This window comes from Caminibacter profundus (assembly GCF_054657155.1).
In genome coordinates, this window is sequence record NZ_BAAHXC010000001.1 from 1,040,083 (window position 1) to 1,058,758 (window position 18,676).

General features: G+C 29.7%; 18 protein-coding genes. 9 read left to right on the forward strand and 9 right to left on the reverse strand.

Annotated elements, in window-relative coordinates; translation table 11 throughout:
• Complete coding sequence (locus tag ACYQ1U_RS05585) at positions 1-408, forward strand: hotdog domain-containing protein (protein ID WP_459885179.1); 408 nt, start codon at positions 1-3, stop codon at positions 406-408.
• A 2-nt stretch (positions 409-410) separates the two neighbouring features.
• Here ACYQ1U_RS05585 and ACYQ1U_RS05590 read toward each other — a convergent pair whose 3' ends face one another.
• From ACYQ1U_RS05590 to ACYQ1U_RS05610, 5 genes are all read right to left on the reverse strand, one after another.
• Positions 411-1,778, reverse strand: coding sequence for a DEAD/DEAH box helicase (locus ACYQ1U_RS05590; protein ID WP_459885181.1), 1,368 nt, complete (start codon positions 1,776-1,778; stop codon positions 411-413).
• A 64-nt stretch (positions 1,779-1,842) separates the two neighbouring features.
• The gene (locus ACYQ1U_RS05595) at positions 1,843-2,397 is read right to left on the reverse strand and encodes a DUF2393 family protein (RefSeq protein WP_459885183.1); all 555 of its coding nucleotides are present in this window, start codon (positions 2,395-2,397) and stop codon (positions 1,843-1,845) included.
• 35 nt (positions 2,398-2,432) lie between these two features.
• On the reverse strand, positions 2,433-3,095 hold the full coding sequence (hisIE, locus tag ACYQ1U_RS05600; protein ID WP_459885185.1) for a bifunctional phosphoribosyl-AMP cyclohydrolase/phosphoribosyl-ATP diphosphatase HisIE: 663 nt from the start codon (positions 3,093-3,095) through the stop codon (positions 2,433-2,435).
• A gap of 9 nt (positions 3,096-3,104) precedes the next feature.
• Positions 3,105-4,154 carry an SPFH domain-containing protein gene (locus ACYQ1U_RS05605; RefSeq protein ID WP_459885187.1) on the reverse strand — a complete coding sequence of 350 codons (1,050 nt, stop codon included), beginning with the start codon at positions 4,152-4,154 and terminating at the stop codon, positions 3,105-3,107.
• Positions 4,155-4,193: 39 nt separating this feature from the next.
• A complete protein-coding gene (locus ACYQ1U_RS05610) occupies positions 4,194-5,108 on the reverse strand; it encodes a branched-chain amino acid transaminase (RefSeq protein ID WP_459885189.1) in 915 nt (304 codons plus the stop codon).
• Positions 5,109-5,181: 73 nt separating this feature from the next.
• Here ACYQ1U_RS05610 and ACYQ1U_RS05615 point away from each other — a divergent pair, with 73 nt between their 5' ends.
• Positions 5,182-6,651, forward strand: a complete 1,470-nt coding sequence (locus ACYQ1U_RS05615; protein WP_459885191.1) for an aldehyde dehydrogenase family protein — start codon at positions 5,182-5,184, stop codon at positions 6,649-6,651.
• Here ACYQ1U_RS05615 and ACYQ1U_RS05620 read toward each other — a convergent pair.
• The 3 genes from ACYQ1U_RS05620 to recO are packed head-to-tail and all read right to left on the reverse strand — an operon-like array spanning position 6,644 to position 8,708.
• On the reverse strand, positions 6,644-6,943 hold the full coding sequence (locus ACYQ1U_RS05620; RefSeq protein WP_459885193.1) for a hypothetical protein: 300 nt from the start codon (positions 6,941-6,943) through the stop codon (positions 6,644-6,646). The two genes, ACYQ1U_RS05615 and ACYQ1U_RS05620, sit on opposite strands and share 8 nt — an antisense overlap.
• A complete protein-coding gene (locus tag ACYQ1U_RS05625) occupies positions 6,915-8,081 on the reverse strand; it encodes an NAD(P)/FAD-dependent oxidoreductase (protein ID WP_459885195.1) in 1,167 nt (388 codons plus the stop codon). The genes ACYQ1U_RS05620 and ACYQ1U_RS05625 overlap by 29 nt, the downstream gene beginning before the upstream one ends.
• 9 nt (positions 8,082-8,090) lie before the next feature.
• Positions 8,091-8,708 (reverse strand): recombination protein RecO, encoded by a 618-nt coding sequence (gene recO / locus ACYQ1U_RS05630; RefSeq protein WP_459885197.1) that lies wholly within the window; start codon positions 8,706-8,708, stop codon positions 8,091-8,093.
• Between the two features lie 91 nt (positions 8,709-8,799).
• Between recO and gltB the strand changes: the two genes are divergently transcribed.
• The 4 genes from gltB to ACYQ1U_RS05650 are packed head-to-tail and all read left to right on the forward strand — an operon-like array spanning position 8,800 to position 15,522.
• On the forward strand, positions 8,800-13,179 hold the full coding sequence (gene gltB, locus ACYQ1U_RS05635; RefSeq protein ID WP_459885199.1) for a glutamate synthase large subunit: 4,380 nt from the start codon (positions 8,800-8,802) through the stop codon (positions 13,177-13,179).
• Between the two features lie 21 nt (positions 13,180-13,200).
• On the forward strand, positions 13,201-13,899 hold the full coding sequence (locus tag ACYQ1U_RS05640) for a (Fe-S)-binding protein (protein ID WP_459885201.1): 699 nt from the start codon (positions 13,201-13,203) through the stop codon (positions 13,897-13,899).
• On the forward strand, positions 13,886-15,178 hold the full coding sequence (locus ACYQ1U_RS05645) for a lactate utilization protein B (protein WP_459885203.1): 1,293 nt from the start codon (positions 13,886-13,888) through the stop codon (positions 15,176-15,178). The genes ACYQ1U_RS05640 and ACYQ1U_RS05645 overlap by 14 nt, the downstream gene beginning before the upstream one ends.
• Positions 15,175-15,522 carry an LUD domain-containing protein gene (locus ACYQ1U_RS05650; RefSeq protein WP_459885205.1) on the forward strand — a complete coding sequence of 116 codons (348 nt, stop codon included), beginning with the start codon at positions 15,175-15,177 and terminating at the stop codon, positions 15,520-15,522. Before ACYQ1U_RS05645 ends, ACYQ1U_RS05650 begins: the two co-directional genes overlap by 4 nt.
• Here ACYQ1U_RS05650 and ACYQ1U_RS05655 read toward each other — a convergent pair whose 3' ends face one another.
• Positions 15,523-15,648 (reverse strand): diguanylate cyclase domain-containing protein, encoded by a 126-nt coding sequence (locus ACYQ1U_RS05655; protein ID WP_459885207.1) that lies wholly within the window; start codon positions 15,646-15,648, stop codon positions 15,523-15,525.
• A 202-nt stretch (positions 15,649-15,850) separates the two neighbouring features.
• Between ACYQ1U_RS05655 and ACYQ1U_RS05660 the strand changes: the two genes are divergently transcribed.
• Genes ACYQ1U_RS05660 through ACYQ1U_RS05670 form a run of 3 tightly spaced genes read left to right on the forward strand, consistent with a single transcriptional unit; the run spans position 15,851 to position 18,672 of the window.
• Positions 15,851-16,126, forward strand: coding sequence for a NifU family protein (locus ACYQ1U_RS05660; protein ID WP_459885209.1), 276 nt, complete (start codon positions 15,851-15,853; stop codon positions 16,124-16,126).
• Between the two features lie 18 nt (positions 16,127-16,144).
• Positions 16,145-17,701 (forward strand): ArnT family glycosyltransferase, encoded by a 1,557-nt coding sequence (locus ACYQ1U_RS05665; protein WP_459885211.1) that lies wholly within the window; start codon positions 16,145-16,147, stop codon positions 17,699-17,701.
• Positions 17,698-18,672 (forward strand): FAD-dependent monooxygenase, encoded by a 975-nt coding sequence (locus ACYQ1U_RS05670; RefSeq protein ID WP_459885213.1) that lies wholly within the window; start codon positions 17,698-17,700, stop codon positions 18,670-18,672. Before ACYQ1U_RS05665 ends, ACYQ1U_RS05670 begins: the two co-directional genes overlap by 4 nt.
• Positions 18,673-18,676: the final 4 nt, after the last annotated feature.

Here is an 18,676-nt window from a genome sequence, read left to right on the forward strand (position 1 = left end):
ATGACAGAAAAAAAAACTGAATTAAAAACACATCTTAAGTTTAATCCAAAGTTTGGAAGACTAATTGAAATTACAGAAAATGGAGCAAAAGTAGTACTTGAGACTACAGAAGATATGGCTGTTGATGAAGAAGGTTTAGTACATGGAGGGTTTACATTCTCAGCTGCTGATTTTTGTGCAATGGCAAGTGTAAATGAACCTTATGTAGTTTTAGTTAGATCTAGTAATTGTGAATTTATGGCTCCAGTTAAAGTTGGGGATATAGTTGAGTTTAATGGACAAATATTAATGAGAGAAAAAAGAAAAGTTGAAGTTGAAGTTATTGGAACTTTAAATGAAATAAAAGTTTTTCAAGGAATATTTGGATGTGTCATTCTTGACAAACACGTATTAAAAAGAAACTCTTAATTTTATCTTCTTTTTCTAAAATTTCTACTTTTTTTTCTTGAGTTTCTTCTGCTAAATTCTCTATCTCTTTCAATTAATCTCTTTGCTTCTTTAATACTTTTTCCTATTCTCTCTTTACCATCAGCTTCTTTACTAAACATCATGGTAGCAAGCTTTGTTGCTATTGTTAATAAATCATACTCGTTTTGAAGCTCCTCAATTATTTCAATTGATTTTGGTGTTGGCTCAATTAGTGACAATTTTTCAAGAATTTTTTGTATCTCTTTATCTTTTACATCTTCAAGACTTGGTATTTCTTTAAGAACTATTTTTGAAATTTTTTGAATTCTACTAAGCGCTCTAAATTCATGAGGTGTAACAAGAGATATTGCCATTCCATCTTTTCCAGCTCTTCCAGTTCTTCCAATTCTATGTACATAACTTTCAGGATCAAGTGGAAGATGATAATTAAATACATGAGTTACATTATTTACATCAAGTCCTCTTGCCGCAACATCAGTTGCTACAAGTATTTCAATTTTATCATTTTTAAAACTTCTAATTACTTCTTCTCTTTTTCTTTGGTCCATATCTCCATGAAGACCTTTTGCATCAAATCCAGCTCCTGCCAAAAACTCTGCTATATCATCAACATCTTTTTTAGTTCTACAAAATACAATTGACTTACTAGGATTTTTATAATCAATAAGTCTTATTAATGCGTCTTTTCTCTCATGTTCATCAATTACATAAAAATATTCTTTTATATTTTCATTAGTCACTTGCTTTTTAGTAATTGTAATAAACTCAGGTTCTTTTAAAATTGACTTTGCAAGTTCTTTAATTGGAGCTGGCATAGTAGCACTAAAAAGTAAAGTTTGTCTATCGCTTGGAATAAATTTAAAAATTTCTTTTATATCATCTAAAAATCCCATATCAAGCATTTCATCTGCTTCATCTAAAATAATAAAACTAGGTGCTATATCAATTTTGCCAGATTTTAGCAGATCAAGAAGTCTTCCAGGAGTTGCTATTATAAATTCTGAATTTTGTATATGTTTAATTTGTCTTGAATAACTACTTCCTCCATAAACAGTTGCCGTATGAACTCCAAGATATTTACCAAATCTAAAAACTTCCTCACTTACTTGAATAGCAAGTTCACGTGTTGGTGTAATTACAAGAGCTTTCTCTCCCTTTTGCATTTTAGATAAAATTGGAAGTGCAAAAGCAGCTGTCTTTCCTGTACCAGTCTGAGCTTGTGCTACAACATCTCGTCCTTCTAAAACTACAGGTATTGCTTTTTCTTGAATTGGAGATGGTTTCTCAAAACCAATCTCTTCTAATCTTCTTAAGATTTCTCTTTTTAAATTAAATTCATTAAATGTCATTATTTTCCCTTATATTATCTTTTTTATTTTTCTAACACTTAGAACCTAAAACTAGGTAATTTTATTAGTGGCAGTAGAGTTTATAATTGAGGTAAGTATTTTTAAAATATGGAGGATAAGGTACTACCACTGAAAAATTTTTAATCTCTCCAGGATATAGTCCATCTTTGATTATAACCCTAGTAGCTTTTACTACATTTGGACGAGAATCTTTTTTATCTTTACTTCCAAATAAATCCAATCCTCCTGGTTTAAAAAAAGTACCTTTTGTAAATCCTCCACCCCATCCATTATTAACTAATTTCACTTCAAGTTTACAATAATTAATCTTAAACTTACCTATATTTTTAACCCTACCTTTTAATACTAACGTTTCGTTGATAAGCACTCTTCTTTGAGATACATTGAGCAGTTTCGCTTTTTTTGTATATTTTTCCAATATAACAAGCCCAATTACTGCACCAAATGTAGTTACTAAAAAAGAAGCAATTATCATACTTAAAAGTAACTTTGTACTTTTTGTTGCTGCTCTAATAGAAAGTATTGTTAAAAATATAAATAAAATTAAAAAAAAGGCAATTGTAAGCCAATGAAGAAAAGTAAAATAAGGTAAAAGCATTTCAACCTCTTTTTATTTTTTAAATCGACAAAAATTTATTTTTCTTTACGATTTTTCTTTTCTTCAATACCGCTAATTCCTTCTCTTCTTTTAAGCTCTTCTAAAATAGCCTCTGGATGGATATTTTTTGAAGCTAAAGCTATTAAAGTATGAAAGGCTAAATCTGCGGCTTCATAAATAATTTCATCTTTTTCGTTATCTTTAACTGCAAAACAAAACTCCGCCGCTTCTTCAGCTACTTTTTTGAGGAATGAGTTTTCACCTTTGTGATAAAGCGAAGAAACATATGAAGTTTTTGGATCTGCATTTTTTCTATCAAGCAGTGTATGATACAGCTTATCTATGAAATTATACTCTATTTCTTTTTCTTTGTCTATAATAATTTCTTCTGTTTTTAAATTCGTAAAAAAACAAGATTTTCTACCTGTATGACAAGCCACTCCATTTTGCTTAACTTTTAATAAAAGCGTATCATTATCACAATCTATTAAAATTTCTTTAACTTCTTGTGTATTACCACTACTTTCACCTTTTTTCCATATTTTATTTCTAGATCTAGAAAAATAATGAGCATACCCAGTTGTTTGAGTTAGTTTCAAAGCTTCTTTATTCATATATGCAAGCATTAATACTTCATTAGTATCAAAATCCTGAACAATAACAGGGACAAGTCCCCCATTTTTTTCAAAATCTATCATAAAACTCCCCTATTTTTGGATTGTTATTGCTTTTTTTTCATCATTTACATTCATCCATAAGTTTGGAACAACTCCACCAGGTGTTAAAAATATTTTTGCATTTGGATTTTGTTTTAGAGCTTCATTAAATTTGTTTTGAACTTCAATTTGTTTTAATTTTAAAAGGTTTGGTGTAATCGATTTTGCAATTTCTAAGTTTGCTTGAGCCTGAGCTTTTGCTTCTATAAGCATAGCATCAGCCTTACCTTGAGCTTCAATTTTTTTTGCTTCTGCTATACCTTTTGCAATTGCAGCTTTCTTTTCAGCTTCTTGTTTAGCTCTTAATACCTCATATTTTGCTCTTTCAGCTTCTTGTTTTGCAATTTGAACTCTTTCAATTTGTTTTTTAATATTTTCAGGCAATACTATATCTCTTAACTGAAAACTTTCAAAAATTACAGGTTGATTTGGTATCTTACTCAAATGTTCTCTAACCTGACTTTCAATTCTTGTGGCTATCTCATTTCTTCTAATTGGCAATTCTTCTGCTGGATACTTTCCAATAACATTTCTCACTACATCTCTTACTATTGGATTTATAATCTTATCCTCCCAATTTAGCCCATAAGTTTTAACAACATATGCTGCTTTATCTGGATTTAACCTATAACTAACAGACAACTCAACAGTAATTGGTAGTCCTCTTGCGTCAAGAACATTTATTGCCGGATATAATCTAATAGTACCATATCTATCTGGCATAGTCCCGATTTCAGGGTTTCTTTTATAGCTTATCATATGTACTTTAGTATCTACAACAATAACTTTTTGAACTAATGGAAAATAAAAATGAAGACCAGGTTTTAGTGGTCTTTCAGAAAATTTACCTGTAGTTGATAAAATACCAACTTCTCCTTCATTGATAATAACCCAAGGTTTAAATAAAAACACTAAAAAAATAATACCAATAATAGCAATTAAAAAGTTTCCTCCATTTTTTATAAACTTTGGAGGCTCAAATTTTGGAGATTCAAATTTAGTTGAGTTTTTATTATTCCATCCATTTAAATCTGCTGGCATAAATTTCCTTTTTTTAATACAAATAATGTCTTAGTTTAATTAAATATAAGTTAAATAATGTTTATAATTCTTATCTCTTCCATAAACTACATCAAAATAAGCTTCTTGAAGTTCTTTTGTAATAGGACCTCTTTTTCCATCTCCTATAATTCTTCCATCAACTTCTCTAATAGGTGTTACTTCAGCAGCTGTTCCTGTGAAAAATGCTTCTTCTGCAATATAAACTTCATCTCTAGTAATTCTTCTTCTCTCAACAGGAATACCTCTTTCTTTTGCAATTTCTAAAACAGTAGCTTGTGTAATTGATTCAAGCGAATTATCATTTGGAGGTGTAATTAAAACTCCATCTCTAACAATAAAGAAACATTCTCCACTTCCCTCAGCCACAAATCCGTCATCATCTAGCATTAATGCTTCTTCATATCCACATTCAATTGCTTCATATTTTGCCATTTGAGAATTTAAATAATTTGCTACAGCTTTTGCTTTTCCAAAAGTTGATTTTACAGGATTTCTTACAATTGAAGAGATCTTAACTCTAATTCCATTTTCAAGTCCATCTTCACCTAAATATGCACCCCACTCCCAAGCAGCAATTGCTACATGTACAGGTGCTCCAATATGATAAAGCCCCATTTTTCCATATCCTAAGAATACTAAAGGTCTAATATATACATTTCCACTAAACTCATTTTTTCTAAGCAGATTAATTTGAGCTTCTTCTAATTCTTCTTGAGAAAAAGGTACATCAATTTTTACGATTTTTGCTGAATTAATTAGTCTTCTTGTATGGTCATGAAGTCTAAAAATTGCAAGTCCATCTTCTGTTTGATATGCTCTAGTCCCTTCAAATACACCGTTCCCATAATGAAGTGTATGAGTTAATACATGAACTTTTGCTTCATTCCAAGGAATAAATTCACCATCTATCCATATATATTTAGCTTCATTCATAATTTCCCTTTTTTATCAAGAATTTTAGCAAAATTTTGTTATCATTACTATAAAAAGCTTTTAAGGAGATAAAATGGGATTAATTCCTGAAAAATTTTTAGAAATTTTTGGTATAGAAACGAAAAACAAATTAATAGCAAAAAAATTAATAGGCTCAGAAGAATTTGATGGAGAACTTGGAGAAATTACAAATCCTTATACAAAAGAAGTAACAACTAGATATGTTAAATGTTCAGTAGAAGATGCACAAAAAGCTCTTGAGACTGCACAAAAAGCTTTTGAGAAAACAAAATCTTCTCCTCTTTATCAAAGAATTAAATGGATAGAAGATGTAGCAAATAAATTAGAAGCAAAAAAAGAAGAATTTGCAAAATTCATAACCCTTGAAGTTGCCAAACCTATTTCTCAATCTAGAATCGAAGTTAATAGATGTATAGAAAATTTAAGAATATGTGCAGCTGAGGGATATCATATTTTAGGTGAAACAATCCCAACTGATGCTACTCCTAGCGGAGCTAAAACTACATCTTTTTATAAAAGAGTACCAGCTGGAGTTGTTATAGCAATTACACCATTTAACTTTCCATTAAATTTAGTGGCACATAAAATTGCACCAGCTTTACTAGCGGGAAATAGTGTTGTTCTAAAACCAACTCCTGAAGCTCCATATACAGCCTACGCATTTGCTAAACTTTTTGTAACAAGCGAATATGCTATCCCTGATGCATTAAGTGTAGTATATGGTGATGCTGATGTAGGAAGCACACTTGTAAAAAGCTCAATTCCTAGAGTAATTAGTTTTACTGGAAGTGTGCCTGTTGGAAAAATTATTACTCAAAATGCAGGAATTAAAAAGATATCACTCGAACTTGGTGGAAATGCAGCAACTTTTGTAGAAAGCACAGCTGATATAGATTTAGCTGCAAGTAGATGTGCAATTGGAGCATTTGCAAATAGTGGACAAGTTTGTATAAGTTTACAAAGAATATATGTAGATGAAAAAATTTATGAAGAATTTGCAGCTAAGCTAGGAGAGGAAGCAAGCAAACTAAAAGTAGGAAGTCCTTTTGAAGAAGATACATTTATGGGACCACTAATTAGCGAAGAAGCAGCTATTAGGGCTGAGAATTGGATAAAATCGGCTGTGAGTGAGGGAGCAAGAATAATTGCTGGAGGAGAGAGAAATGGAAATATTTTAGCTCCAACAATTTTAGCAGATGTTACTGATGATATGAAAATAGTTTGTGAAGAAGTATTTGCTCCAATTGTTAGCCTTGTAAAAGTTAGTAGTTTCAAAGAAGCGGTAGAGAAAATGAATAATTCCCTATACGGCCTCCAATACTCAATCTTTACAAACAGAATCGACTTAATGCAAAAAGCAATTGATGATTTTGAAGCAGGTGGAGTTATAATTAATGATATTCCAACTCTTAGATTTGATATCCAACCATATGGAGGAATGAAATTCTCTGGAATCGGAAGAGAAGGAGCTAAATATGCTATTGAAGAGTTTACGGAGATTAAAACAATAATTATTAAATAGTTAAGCGTAACCCACAACCAGCTCCTCTTTTTATTTTTATATCTTGTGGGAGTTTTACATTTAAAGATAGACCATCTATCTCTTCAATGGAGTTAACTTTAAAAAAAGTAACTCCCTTAGCTCTTAATTTTTTAATCAAACTACTTGGAAGAGATTTTCCTATCAATAAATCAATATTATTAACTTCCACTTCAAATTCCAAATTAAAACTAGGTAAAACTTTACCATCAATTAATAAATCAGCTGGATAATCCGATATTTCCTTATCTTTTATTAACATTGCTACTTTCATCTAACTCCTTTAAAATATATTTACTAAATGCAAAACTAGCTGTAAATGCAGGAGACACTGCATTTAATATATGAATTTGATTTTCTTTTTTTTCTACCAAAAAGTCCATAACTAATTCTAAAGTATTTTTATTAAGTAACTGTGCCCTAATTCCAGGAGTCATAGGTTTAAATTCTCCTCTAAGTTTTTTAACAAGCTTTTTAGCTTCGTTTACAAGATTTTCTGGTATATAATATTTCATCTCATACATTGCTAAATCTCTAAATCCAAATGCATTTGTAAAGAAAAGTTTTGCTTCTAAACTTAAAATTTCTAAAAATTCATCTAATTTGAATCTATTAAATCCAGTATAATTTTCTCTCCAAAAAGCAGGAATTGCTGTTGGTCCTATTTTAATAGTATTATCAGCCATAAGAGTAAAATGAACTCCTAAAAATGGGTTTTTGATATTTGGGACCGGATATATTTGAGTTTTTATTTTATCAGGACCTAAGTATTTTCTATAAAGTCCTTTAAATGGGAGCATTGTATATTCAAGTCCCACTCCAAATTTGTGAGCTATTTTATCAGCATAAAGACCTGCTGCATTTATTAAAAAGTCATAGCTTTCTTGATATTTTTCAAAAGGCATATTAAAAATAAATTTTACTCCACTTTTTTCAAGTTCATTTCTTAATACTCTACATACAACTTTTGGATCAACTGTTGCTGTATTTGGAGAAAAAAGAGCATATTTATAAGTTTTTGCATTTGGATCAATTTTTTCGACTTCTTTTTCAGTAACAATATATGCCCCAGCATTATTAGCAATACTTCTTTTTGCAAGTTCAAATAAAGTTTGAACTTCATCTTCATTTTTTGCAACTACTAGTTTGCCTGTTTCATTTACGTTGATATGATGAACCTTGCAAAACTCTTTTATGAGTTTATTACCTTCAGCTGTAAGCTTTGCTTTTAAAGAATCAGTATTGTAATAAAATCCTGCATGTAAAACTCCACTATTTTTACCACTTGCATGAAATGCTTCATGAACTTCTTTGTCAATTATTGTTATTTCATCATTTGGATACTTTTTCCTCCACTCATAAGCTAACGTCATCCCTATAATCCCGGCACCAACTATTAATACTTTTCTCATAGCTTTCCTTTAAAATCCTAAATTTATTATCTTCCAAAGTTTTTCTATTTCATTATCACTAAAAAGTAGACTTTTTTTTTCGTTAAATAACAAATCTATTTTTTCTTGACAAAATCCATTTTCATATATACAATTTTCATGAGCTGGTAAAAAAGCCCTAGCTAAAGCTATTTTATTTGTAATTTGATTTTCACATAAAAAACATATCTTTTCTTTATGAAGTCTTCCTTCTTTTTCAAGTAATTTTACATAACTTTCAATTAAAAGTCTTTTTGCATCTCTTTTAGAAATTTTTTGTGTAATTTCTTGTAACAGTTCATAATAAAAACTATCAAGCTTAGTAACATCAAATAAATGCTTTTCTAATAAACTTATAAAATTTTTATAATAAAGTAGCCTCTTTAGATCAAACAAAAAATCAAATGGTATTTGAGTAACATTTCTTAATCTTTTTATAGTAGCCTTTGGAGTTTCTTCTACAATAAAATCAATTAAATAACCTACATTTATATAAGAATGTCTCGCACCATAAAATCTATAAAGTGTTAAAACTTCATTTTTTGTCAAAATCTTAACAATTAAATCTTCTTCTCTAACTTTTATAGTTTTTAATATAAATCCTCTCATTTCATAATTATACCTAAATTTAACATTAAGATTTTTTTGATATAATTTGACTATTTGTAAAATAGGATTAATAACCTCTTAAAGGAATAATATGTCAAAAATGATTGATTTTAAAGATAATTGTGGTTTTGGTGTAATAGCAAATATCAAGGGACTCCCGACTCACAAAATGGTAAATGATGCACTTACAGCACTTGAAAGAATGATGCATAGAGGTGCAATTGCAGCTGATGGTAAATCAGGTGATGGTAGTGGACTTTTATTTTCTCTTCCAAAAGATTTCTTTAGAAAGGTTGCAAACTCTTATGGAGTTGATTTACCTGAACAATTTGGTATAGGTGTAATTTTTTTAAAAAATGAAAATCATAAAAAAATAGTAGAAGAATTTTCAGAAAAAAACGATTTAAAAGTAGTTTTATGGAGAGAAGTACCTATTAATACTAACGCTTTAGGTGAATTTGCCCTAAAAACACTTCCAAAAATTTATCATGCATTTATAGTTCCAAACTCAATAATTGCTACTAGAAGATTTGAAGAACTTTTATATCTTACAAGAAAAGAGATTGAAAATGCAATTGAAGATAAAGATTTTTATATTCCAACATTTTCAAGCAAAAAGGTAGCCTACAAAGGGCTACTTATGCCTAATCATATTAAAGAATTTTATCCAGATCTTGCTGATAAAGATTTTAAAGTCTACTTTGCACTGTTTCATCAAAGATTTTCAACAAATACTCTTCCTGAGTGGAGATTAGCTCAACCATTTAGATTTATTGCACACAATGGAGAAATTAATTCAATTCAAGCAAACAGAATTAACGCTTTAATAAAAAGTGAATCTTTAAAATCTCCAATATTCTCAAAAGAAGAACTAGATAGACTTTTACCTATTATTAAATTTGATGAAAGTGATTCAAGCTCTCTTGATAGAATGATGGAATTTTTAATTATGAATGGTATGGACTTTTTTAAAGCTGTTCGTGCTCTTATTCCTATGCCTTGGCAAAATGCTCCATATCTTGATAGTGAACTTAAAGCATTTTATGAATACTTTTCAACTCGTTTTGAGGCATGGGATGGTCCAGCAGCTGTTAGTGTAAGTGATGGAAGATATATAGCAGTAGTACTTGATAGAAATGGACTTAGACCTGCAAAATACATCATTACAAAAGACAACAATATACTAATTGCAAGTGAATATGGAGTTTTAGATATTGCAGATAATGAAGAAGTAATAGAAAGAGGCAGACTTCAATCAGGACAAATGATTGGAGTTGATACAAAGTTTGGAATAGTTCTTAAAAATAAAGATATTCATGATTATCTAAAATCAAGTAATCCATATACAAAATGGCTAAATGAAAATATGGTTTACTTACAAGAATATATTGAAAACCCATATGCCATTGATAAAAAAATAGAAGTTGATGATTTAATATATAAACAAAGATATGCTGGTATTACAAAAGAAGTTATCAATACTATAATAAAACCAATGATTGAAGATGCAAAAGAACCAACTGGCTCTATGGGAGATGATACACCACTTGCTTGTTTTAGTGATTATCCATTTAGAAGCTTTAATGATTTCTTTAGACAAAAGTTTGCTCAAGTTACAAATCCACCAATTGATCCATTAAGAGAAAAAATTGTTATGAGCCTTAATACTGGTTTTGGTGAAGTTCATAATATACTTGACGAAGCACCAGAACATGCTAAAAGAATAAAAACTACAACACCTATTTTAACTCAAACAAAACTTGAAGTGCTTAAAAGTTTTGGTGATGAAGAATCTCCTAGATTTGAAAAAGATTATAAAAACGCAAGCTACTCAACTGCATATAAAGAAAATTTAAAAGAAGCTTTAGAAAACTTAACTGACAAGATAGTAGATGATGTAAAAAAAGGTGTTAGAATTATATTTTTACAAGACTACAATATAAATAAAGAATATAAATCAATTCCTATGACAATGGTAATAGGAAGACTTCATAAAAAACTTCTTGATAATAAAGTAAGACATTTAACAAGCATTGTAGCTGAAACTTGTGAAGTTATTACACCTCACGATGCTGCTGTAATGATAGCATACGGAGCAAGTGCAATTTACCCTTACCTTCTATTTAAAACTGTATGTACTCTATGTGAAGATATGAATATAAACAGAGATGATGCTCTATTTAATGTACATAGTGCACTAAATAAAGGATTACTTAAAATTATGTCAAAAATGGGTATTTCAACTGTTGCGAGTTATAGAAACTCAGCGCTTTTTGACATTATTGGTCTTAGTGAAACTTTAAGAGATGAATGCTTTATAGGAAGTAAAACTCTTCTTCCAGGTCTAGACTATGAAGATATAGAAGAAAAAATTAACAAAAAACACCAAGAAGCATTCAAAGAAGATAAATTAATAGCTGGTGGTATATATAAATTCAGAAAAAATGAAGAATATCATGAAATTTCACCTGAAGTTACACGTGCATTTGCAAAAATGCTTGAAGGGAAAAAAGAAGATTATGAAGCTTTTAAAACTTTAGTAGAAAATAGAAAACCTACTTATATTAGAGATTTCCTTGATATTAAATCTGATAGAAACCCTATTTCAATTGATGAAGTAGAACCTCGTGAAAATATTATTAAAAGATTTGTTGGTGCTGCAATGAGTATTGGAGCACTAAGTAAAGAAGCTCATGAAGTTTTAGCTGAAGCTCTAAATAGACTTGGAGCTAGAAGTAACTCAGGTGAAGGTGGTGAAGATAAAGTTAGAAATAAAACAATAAAACAATCTAAAATTCGTCAAGTAGCTTCAGGTAGATTTGGAGTAACACCTGAGTATTTAGTAAATGCAGAGGAAATTCAAATCAAAGTTGCTCAAGGAGCAAAACCAGGTGAAGGTGGACAGCTTCCTGGATTTAAAGTTACAACTTATATTGCAAAACTTCGTCACACTACTCCTGGAAAAACACTAATTTCACCTCCACCTCATCATGATATTTATTCAATTGAAGATTTAGCTCAACTTATTTTTGACTTAAAACAAATTAATCCTGAAGCAAAAATCAGTGTAAAACTAGTATCAACTGCTGGAGTTGGAACAATAGCAGCAGGAGTCGCTAAAGCATATGCTGACCATATTGTAATAAGTGGAAGTGAAGGTGGTACAGGAGCAGCTGCTATAACATCAATTCGCCACGCAGGAAACCCATGGGAACTTGGTCTTATTGAAGCACACAATTCATTAAAGCAAAATCACTTAAGAAACTTTGTAAGTTTAGAAACCGATGGTGGACTTAAAGTTGGAAGAGATGTAATAATTGCAGCACTTCTTGGAGCTGAGTATTATGCATTTGGAACAAGTCTTCTTATGGCAGTTAGATGTATATTCTGTAGAAGCTGTCAAACAAATAAATGTCCTGTAGGAATCACAACTCAAGATGAAGAATATAGAACTAAATTTAAAGGTGCAGTTGAAAAAGTTATGAACTACTTAAACTTTCTTGCTGAAGATGTAAGAGAATATTTAGCAAAAATGGGATACAAATCACTAGAAGAAATTATTGGAAGAAATGATTTACTTAACGTAAAAAATACTAATAAGACCCAAAAATTTGACTTTACTAAACTATTTGAACATACAGAGGGTTCTAATACAAAACAAAAAGAAAACGAACCATTTGATAAAAATGAATTCGAAAAAGAATTGCTAAAACAAGTAATGGAAACTATTAAAAATCCAAATCATAAATCTGTTGTAAAAGCGAAAATAAATAATCTAAACAGAAGTTTTGGTGCTCTAACAAGCGGTGTTATTGCAAAATACTATGGTGATAAGGGATTAGAAGAGGATAGTATTGTTTATAAACTTACAGGTATTGCTGGACAAAGCTTTGGAGTATTTTTATCTCGTGGTATGACACTTGAACTAAGAGGTGTTGCTAATGATTATGTTGGAAAAGGAATGGCTGGAGGAAAAATTATAATAATTCCGCAAAGACCTGGTTCAGCTGCTGGTAATACATGTCTATATGGTGCAACTGGTGGAAAACTTTTTATAGCTGGAGAAGTTGGTGAGAGATTTGCTGTTAGAAACTCTGGTGCTGTTGCAGTTGTAGAAGGCACAGGAGATCATCCTTGCGAATACATGACAGGTGGTGAGGTAATAATTTTAGGAAAAACAGGTATAAATTTCGGTGCCGGTATGACAGGTGGTGTTGCGTTCGTATATGACAAAGAACATGAATTTATTGATAAAATCAATCCTGAACTTATTGAAATTAGAAGAATTGATATAGATGAAAATGAAAAACCAAAACTATATCTTAAAAAAAGACTTATTGAATACTATAATGCAACCGGAAGCAAAAAAGCTAAGTTTATTCTAGATAATTTTAGAAGCGAAGTTAGACACTTCTGGCTTGTAACTCCAAAAGACAATAGACCTCCTCTTGATCCAAACGATATGGATTAATTCCTCTTTTGGAGGTTTTTTATGAAAATAGCTCTTCATGTGCCTTGCTATATAAACGAACTAAATCCAGAAATTGCAAAAAAAACTCTTTTGATTCTTAGACATTATAATCTAGAAGTAGTTGTTCCAAGAGAACAAACTTGTTGTGGCCAACCTTTTATTAATTCAGGTCAGCCTACTACTCTTCCTCAAGAGTTTAATGAAATATTCAAAAGTTATGATTATATAGTCTCTCCCTCAAGTAGCTGTACCTCAACTATAAAAAGTCAAAATTTAGAAACTAGCAAGAAAATATATGAATTAGTTGAATTTTTACATGATATTTTGCAAGTAAAAAATATAGCAAAAAATTATCCAAAAAAAATAGCCCTTCATAACTCTTGTCATAGCTTAAAGCATTTATCAGAAGGCTCCCCTAGTGAGCTAAACATTCCATATTTTAATAAAGTAAAAACTGTCCTTGGTGGAGAAATACTTGAAAGTAAAAGAGATGAGTGTTGTGGATTTGGTGGAGTATTTAGTCTTAAAGAAGGCTTTATTAGCTATATAATGGGCAGAAGTAAGCTTGATGATTTAATAAAAACCGGTGCAGAAGTTATTACAGGAGTAGATTTTTCTTGTCTTATGCATTTAGAGTCTATTGCTAAAAAAGATGGTGATAAAATTGAGATTAAACATATTAGTGAGATAATTTGGGAGTGTTTGGATGAAACACTATGAATTAGCTATAAAGTTCTATAAAAAGCAAGGTCCAAGACACGATAAGGCACTATGGACAATTAGACAAAAAAGAGACAAAGCAATAAAAGAAGTGGATGAATGGGAAAGTTTAAGAGATCAAGCAAGCAGTATTAAAGACTATGTAATTAACAACTTAAAAGAATTAGTAGATGAATTTATTACAAATACTAAAAAAGAGGGAATTGAAATTTTTTTTGCAAAAGATGCAACAGAACATAATAAAATAATTTTTGATCTTCTTAAAGAAATAAACGCTAAAAAAGTAGTCAAATCAAAATCAATGTTAACGGAAGAGTGTGGACTTAATGAATTTTTAGAAAAAGAAGGCATTGAAGTAATTGATACTGATTTAGGAGAGAGAATAGTTCAATTAAGAGGTGAAAAACCATCTCACATAGTTTTGCCTGCGATTCATACTACAAAAGAAGATGTAGCTGAGATCTTAGGTGAAGATAATACAGACCCTACTTTTCTAACTCATAAGATGAGAAAGCTTTTAAGAGAAGAATTTCTTAGTGCAGATGTAGGAATTAGTGGAGCGAATTTCCTAGTAGCAAATAGAGGATGGGCAGTAGTTTGTACTAATGAGGGAAATGCTGATCTAGGAGCAATTTTACCAAAACTTCACATAATAAGCGTTGGTATAGAAAAAATTGTACCCAGTATGCAAGATTTAGGAGTATTTTTAAGAATGCTCGCACGCAATGCAACTGGACAAAAAATCACTACTTATACTTCAATTTTTGGTAAAAAAAATAATGGAAAAAGAGTAATTATTTTAGTAGATAATGGAAGATTCGATAGATTAAACACAGAATTTAAAGAAACATTAAAATGTATAAGATGTAGTGCTTGTCTTACTACATGCCCTGTATTTAGAAGAAGCGGAGGGCACTCATATAGATATATAATTCCAGGACCAATTGGAAGTTTATTAGCACCTCTTGTTAATAAAGAAGAGTTTGCTGATTTACCTTTTGTTTGCACACTTTGTGGAAGTTGTGATATGGTATGTCCCGTTAAAATACCTTTTAACAAACAGCTTGTGAATATGAGACGGTATGTAAATGAGATTCCAAGTTCCAAGTTCCAAGTTCCAAGTAAAATTGCAGAAAAAGCAATGCATTCGCCTAAAATGTTTAAACTATTTAGCACTATACTTAGACTAACTCCAAAACCTATACTTGAATATGCGATTAAAGAATGGTCAAAATATAAAGCAATGCCACTAATTCCAAAAGAGAGGTTTATAAAATGAGTAGCCAAGTTCTAAATAAGTTCCAAAAATTTATAGAAAATCTAAAACTTGCTGGTGGAGAGGTTTTAGAAGAGATTCCTAATAACTGGTATGTTACTAATGCTCATTTTGGAGTAGCTGAAAATGGAGCTGTTTGGGTTAGTGAATATACAGATAAACTCTTTTTAAGCGAAAATGTAGTTGTTAAAATGCCTAAAAAAATAGTTGCAACAATGCATGAAGCAATGGACTTAATTGATACTCCTGGTGTTTTTATATCAGGTCCTAGCAAAACTGCTGATGTTGAAAGTTTTTTAGTATTTGGAGCACACGGACCTAAAAGGTTTGGAATATTTTTTGAGTAACTATCTATACTCTACCCTATTTCTACCTTTACTCTTTGCTTCATACAATGCTTCATCAACTCTTTGAATCAATGATTCAAATGAATCATTAATTCCAACAGACGTAATACCAATTCCAAAAAGCATATACTTCTATTTAAAAACTATGACTATATTAGAATTGGTATAATTATTCAAGTCTCTTTTGACAAACAATAAATCTCCATTACTTACTACTTTGTATTTTAAAACTCTTTGCATTACTCCCCTCATTATTTTACTAAAATAGTCGACTAATAAACTTGATATTTAATAAAATTTTAGCTATATTCAATAAAAAAGGGAAATAATGGAAAAAAAATTTGAAAACTTAAGCCAAGAAGAAAAAACAAAGGCAATAGAAGAGGTATTAAAAAAAGATATTTTACCAATGCTTGCATTTGATGGAGGATATGCAGAAGTTATTGATGTAAAAGATGCACAAAACAATGAAACTCATGTATTTATAAGATATGGTGGTGCGTGTGCTGCTTGTAGCAGTGCTGGAGGTGCAACACTTTTTGCTATTGAAGAAACACTTAGAAAAAGACTTGATAATGACAAAATAAGGGTTTTTCCAGTATAATTTCAAAAAAGGCTTTTTATGTCTATTAAAACCCTTAAAATTTTTCTTTTTGTAGCTATTTTAATTAATTTTTATCTCTCCTTAACTTTAACTCCTCTTTTTAATCTAGACGAAGGTGCATTTAGTGAAGCTACAAGAGAAATGCTTATTAATCATAATTTTATCACTACCTATTTAAATGGAGAACTTAGATTTGATAAGCCTATTTTAATATATTGGCTTCAAGCTATAAGTGTTAGTATTTTTGGTATAAATGAATTTGCTTTTAGATTGCCTAGTAGCATAGCCGCTACTTTTTGGGCCCTTGGAATTTATCTTTTTACAAGAAAACTTTATGAAGAAAAAACCGCTATTTTTGCTTCATTTTTTATGGTAACAGCACTTCAAATAGGTCTTATAGCTAAAGCTGCAATAGCTGATAGCTTACTTAATATGTTTATAGCTTTTTCAATGTTTAGCCTTTTTATTTATATAAAAAATAATCAAAAAAAATACCTTTATTTTGCTTTTACATTTATAGGATTTGGGTTTTTAACAAAAGGTCCAATAGCTATTTTAATTCCTCTTGCTACTTATTTTTTTTATTCTATAATAAAAAAAACTTTTAAAAGTTTCTTAAAAGACTTATTCAATCCAATTGGTATTATAATTTTTTCTCTAATAGCCCTTCCTTGGTATATTTTAGAATATTTAGACCAAGGTAATAAGTTTATTGAAGGTTTTTTTCTAAAACACAATCTTGCAAGATTTGAAACTAGTTTTGAAAAACACAAAGGAAGTATAATATATTATATTCCAGTTATTTTAATAGGATTACTCCCTTGGACTAGCGTTTTTATTAAATATTTAACAAACCTAAAAAATTATTTAAAACAAAAAGATGATTTTATTTTATTTGGATCTATATGGTTTATATTTGTATTTATTTTCTTTTCATTATCTGGTACAAAACTACCTCATTACGTAATTTATGGTTATACACCTTTATTTATTTTTATGGCTTTGGCATTTAAAGAGATAAAAAGTGAATTTTTACTCTCACTTCCTATTATTTTATTTTTAATTATTTTAATTAGTATTCCTTTCTTTTTACAAAAAAATATAGGAATGTTTGATGACTTTACAAAAACAGCAGTTATCACTCTTTTACCCTTATTTAATAAAACTTATTTTGCTGTTTTGTTAACTCTTTTATTTTTATCAATTTTTAAGTTTACTAAAGAAATAAAAGCAATTATTTTAGGGTTCTCTATGACAATTATTTTAAATTATATTGGCTGGATTTATGCTCATGTTAGAGCAATTCCAGTAAAAGAAGCTGCAAATTATGTAAAAAAACATAATATTAAAAAAGTAGTAATGTATCGCTTAAATACTCCTTCATTTAACGTATATGCAAAAATGCTAGTAGAAAAAAGAACTCCAAAGCCAGGTGATATTGTCCTTACAAAAGTTACAAATCTTAATGGATTAAACTTTGATATGCTATATAAAAGTGGTGTAATAGCTCTAATTAAAGTAAAACCAAAAAACAATAAAGAGCTTCCTTTTAATTATAAAAAGGATAGAGAATGAAAATTTTAGTCATAGGGGGAGGCCCTGCTGGAGCCACAGCTGCAAGGCTCTTAACAAAAAAATTTGATGTAACTTTAATCCAAGATAAAAATTGGGATAAACCATGTGGAGGAGGAGTAAAAAATTGGATATTTGACGAATTTAATTTAGATACTTCTTTAATAGAACATCTATTAGATAAAGTTCAAATAGTTTATAAAAATGAAAAAATAACTATCCCTCTAAAAGGCAAAAACTTAAGTTTAGTAAAAAGAGAAGAATTTGATTCATATTTAAGACAATTGGCTAAAAAAGAAGGTGTCGAACTTTATTTTGGTAAATTTAAAAAATTTGAAAATAAAAAAGCTGTAATTTATATTAATAATCAAAAAGTTTTATTTGATTTTGATATTTTAATAGCAGCTGATGGAGTAAATTCCTCGGTTAGAAAAGCCTTAAACCTTCCACCAGTACCAAAAACTATAACACATTATGCAAAAGTTAATACATATAAAACTAATACATGTGAATTTTTCTTTGACAGAAAACTTGGGGGAATATATTATGGATGGGCTTTTCCACACGAAAATTTAACTCATATTGGAAGTGTTGATGCAAAAAGTTTTGAAAATTTATGTAAATATTTAAATGTTAATATAAAACCAAAAGGCTATTTTATACCAACTTGGCAAGAAAATATAATTATTCAAAAAGACAATATCTACTTTGTAGGAGATGCAGCAGGACAAGTTATGCCACTTTCTTTTGAAGGAATTTATTATGCAATGAAATCTGCTAAAATTTTAGCAAATTCTATTATAAATAATCTTGACTATAAAAAAGAATGGAATAAAGTATACCTTAAAAAATTTAAGTTTATGAAGTTTATGGAAAGTTTAAATAAAACAAAATTGAGACACTTTATAATAAAGGCTCATAAACTAAGCTTTGTTAAAAATTTTAGTGTCTCACTTTGGACAAATGAAAAATAGTTTT

Excerpts from the sequence above, each read along its gene's own strand:
- ACYQ1U_RS05585 (WP_459885179.1), top strand. The coding sequence starts at position 1 with ATGACAGAAAAAAAAACTGAATTAAAAACACATCTTAAGTTTAATCCA.
- ACYQ1U_RS05590 (WP_459885181.1), bottom strand. The coding sequence starts at position 1,778 with ATGACATTTAATGAATTTAATTTAAAAAGAGAAATCTTAAGAAGATTA.
- ACYQ1U_RS05595 (WP_459885183.1), bottom strand. The coding sequence starts at position 2,397 with ATGCTTTTACCTTATTTTACTTTTCTTCATTGGCTTACAATTGCCTTT.
- hisIE (WP_459885185.1), bottom strand. The coding sequence starts at position 3,095 with ATGATAGATTTTGAAAAAAATGGGGGACTTGTCCCTGTTATTGTTCAG.
- ACYQ1U_RS05605 (WP_459885187.1), bottom strand. The coding sequence starts at position 4,154 with ATGCCAGCAGATTTAAATGGATGGAATAATAAAAACTCAACTAAATTT.
- ACYQ1U_RS05610 (WP_459885189.1), bottom strand. The coding sequence starts at position 5,108 with ATGAATGAAGCTAAATATATATGGATAGATGGTGAATTTATTCCTTGG.
- ACYQ1U_RS05615 (WP_459885191.1), top strand. The coding sequence starts at position 5,182 with ATGGGATTAATTCCTGAAAAATTTTTAGAAATTTTTGGTATAGAAACG.
- ACYQ1U_RS05620 (WP_459885193.1), bottom strand. The coding sequence starts at position 6,943 with ATGAAAGTAGCAATGTTAATAAAAGATAAGGAAATATCGGATTATCCA.
- ACYQ1U_RS05625 (WP_459885195.1), bottom strand. The coding sequence starts at position 8,081 with ATGAGAAAAGTATTAATAGTTGGTGCCGGGATTATAGGGATGACGTTA.
- recO (WP_459885197.1), bottom strand. The coding sequence starts at position 8,708 with ATGAGAGGATTTATATTAAAAACTATAAAAGTTAGAGAAGAAGATTTA.
- gltB (WP_459885199.1), top strand. The coding sequence starts at position 8,800 with ATGTCAAAAATGATTGATTTTAAAGATAATTGTGGTTTTGGTGTAATA.
- ACYQ1U_RS05640 (WP_459885201.1), top strand. The coding sequence starts at position 13,201 with ATGAAAATAGCTCTTCATGTGCCTTGCTATATAAACGAACTAAATCCA.
- ACYQ1U_RS05645 (WP_459885203.1), top strand. The coding sequence starts at position 13,886 with ATGAAACACTATGAATTAGCTATAAAGTTCTATAAAAAGCAAGGTCCA.
- ACYQ1U_RS05650 (WP_459885205.1), top strand. The coding sequence starts at position 15,175 with ATGAGTAGCCAAGTTCTAAATAAGTTCCAAAAATTTATAGAAAATCTA.
- ACYQ1U_RS05655 (WP_459885207.1), bottom strand. The coding sequence starts at position 15,648 with ATGCTTTTTGGAATTGGTATTACGTCTGTTGGAATTAATGATTCATTT.
- ACYQ1U_RS05660 (WP_459885209.1), top strand. The coding sequence starts at position 15,851 with ATGGAAAAAAAATTTGAAAACTTAAGCCAAGAAGAAAAAACAAAGGCA.
- ACYQ1U_RS05665 (WP_459885211.1), top strand. The coding sequence starts at position 16,145 with ATGTCTATTAAAACCCTTAAAATTTTTCTTTTTGTAGCTATTTTAATT.
- ACYQ1U_RS05670 (WP_459885213.1), top strand. The coding sequence starts at position 17,698 with ATGAAAATTTTAGTCATAGGGGGAGGCCCTGCTGGAGCCACAGCTGCA.